Origin of the sequence: Mesorhizobium sp. B2-7-2, from assembly GCF_006440775.1 — a bacterium.
Taxonomy (GTDB): Bacteria; Pseudomonadota; Alphaproteobacteria; order Rhizobiales; family Rhizobiaceae; genus Mesorhizobium.
Genome location: NZ_VFTZ01000060.1, coordinates 1 through 1,072, shown reverse-complemented (window position 1 = coordinate 1,072; position 1,072 = coordinate 1). Strand labels below are relative to the sequence as shown.

At 58.8% G+C, this 1,072-nt stretch carries 2 protein-coding genes; both read right to left on the bottom strand.

Annotated elements, in window-relative coordinates; all coding sequences use genetic code 11:
* A partial coding sequence (locus FJ425_RS31835; RefSeq protein WP_210239596.1) for a hypothetical protein occupies positions 1 to 229 on the bottom strand: 229 nt, incomplete at its 3' end.
* 540 nt (positions 230 to 769) lie between these two features.
* Positions 770 to 1,072 (bottom strand): hypothetical protein (locus FJ425_RS32435; protein WP_176479576.1); only part of this gene is annotated, 303 nt, incomplete at its 5' end.

Sequence of the window (1,072 nt, the reverse complement as noted above, 5' to 3'; positions counted from 1 at the left end):
GCGCAAAGAGGCTCACCGGCGACGCCTGGGAGAAGCGGCTAATTGCAGTGCGACGTGCAGTCGAAAATATCTGAGATTCAGCTGGTATTGCCAAATTGTTGCTGGATGCATGTGAGCAGTCGCCGCACTCTCGGCAATGCCTGGAAAGGCGCCCGACGCTCCGCTTGGCAGACCGAAAGAATGGCTTGAGACCAATCTGGATCTGACTAATACTGTCGCTGACCTGCATTCGACGTTCCTATCTTGCCCGGTTCGGAGCAGAGGTGATACAAATCGACTGGCCGGTCCATTTTATGACCACTCGATAACTGTAATCAGCGGTCTTAATCATGTGCGCGGCAAACGCTCGGCTCAGCTAGACGTTGGCTCATCTGGCGGTCGAAGGGCCTCTAAAACTAGTTAAATGGTTGATGTCGTAGTATGGATGGGGCTCGACCGCTCGGCACTGTCCGGCCTGCCGTGACCTTGGATCTAAAGAACATCACCCCGCCAATTGCCGAGGATGAAGCATTGGAGAAAAACTCGGTTCCGGCCCAGATTGAGTTCGGCAGCGTCACAAGATGTATGGGGCAGTCGCTGCGGTCAGCAATTTGTCGCTGACCGTCGGTCCCAAGGGGTTCGGGCAAGACCACGGCCCTGATGCTGCTCGCCGGGTTCGTAGCGCCCACTGAGGGAGACATCCGGATTGCTGGGAATTAGGTCGCGGCGGTGCAGTCTTATCGGCGCGACCAAGGCATCGTCTTCCAGAGCTATGCGCTGTTTCCGCACCTCACGGTGCGCCGAACCTAGAATTCCCGCTCGAAATGCGCGGCATGAAGGCTGCCGAGAGGCAGCGCAGGTCGACCGCATGCTCGCGCGCGTGCACCTCACCGACTTTGGCGGCCGCATGCCGTCGCAATTGAGCGGCGGCCAGTAACAGCGCGTGGCGCTTGCTCGAGCCCTGATCGCTGATCCGCCGTTCCTCTTGCTCGATGAGCCGCTCGGCGCACTTGACCGTAAGCGCTGTTCTGGTGGCACCTTTCGCGCGTGGTCGTGAGGAACGATGTTCGGAGCCTTTGAGGGCTTCGACACA